This window comes from Oleiphilus sp. HI0079, assembly GCF_001635105.1.
This window is the reverse complement of sequence record NZ_LWFT01001232.1, coordinates 1-710: the sequence shown is the minus strand read 5'-3', so window position 1 is coordinate 710 and position 710 is coordinate 1. Positions and strand designations below refer to the sequence as shown.

The 710-nt window shown below is 48.2% G+C and carries 1 pseudogene; it reads right to left on the bottom strand.

The features are described from left to right. Positions 1-710, bottom strand: a pseudogene (locus A3750_RS21780) (NADH:ubiquinone reductase (Na(+)-transporting) subunit A); the annotation flags it as partial.

Here is a 710-nt window from a genome sequence, read left to right as displayed (position 1 = left end):
GTAGCTTTGACAAGTAAATATTCATTACGGAAAACTTACTAGCACCAGGAGAAAGCAAGCCAAACAATTCTCGCTCTTGCGGTTCAGGGATAACGCTTATCTGAGAAGCGTAACGCCCAAGAAAATCAACAGAACCTCGTGCAGTGCGGCCACCAAACACCGAGCCGCTGATCGCTCGACACGCGTCGTTATCGCCTTCGCCCTTAACAAGCTCACTCACACAAGCACCAAGCTGTGTACGAATCAGGCGTGCCTTAGACACTCCCTCACCTGCAATTGAGACAACTCTCTCTGAAGGCAAAGTTCCCGTCTTGAATAGTTCTGCAAACGCAATGACGTCTTGGTAAGAAATACTCCAAACCGTTTTAGCACTACTGACTGGATCCAAGTAATGAATATGCGTACCAGCGTTTCCAGCTGGATGAACGCCCGAAAACTTCTCGATCGATACCTGAGCACTTGAAGGGACATCTGGCTCTTTTCCCGGCTCGCAGCAAACAAATACGCGACCATCAGTAAGCTTAGTCAGCAACGTAACCCCTTGAGCAAAAGCTTCCGCCTTTTCAGCAATCACAACAGAGGGATCCGCAGCAAGAGGATTGGTATCCATCGCTGTAACAAAAATCGAGTTCGGAACGCTGTTGATCTCAGGTACTTTGCTAAAAGGTCGCGTACGCAGAGCTGTCCAAAGACCAGATTTAACCAAATTC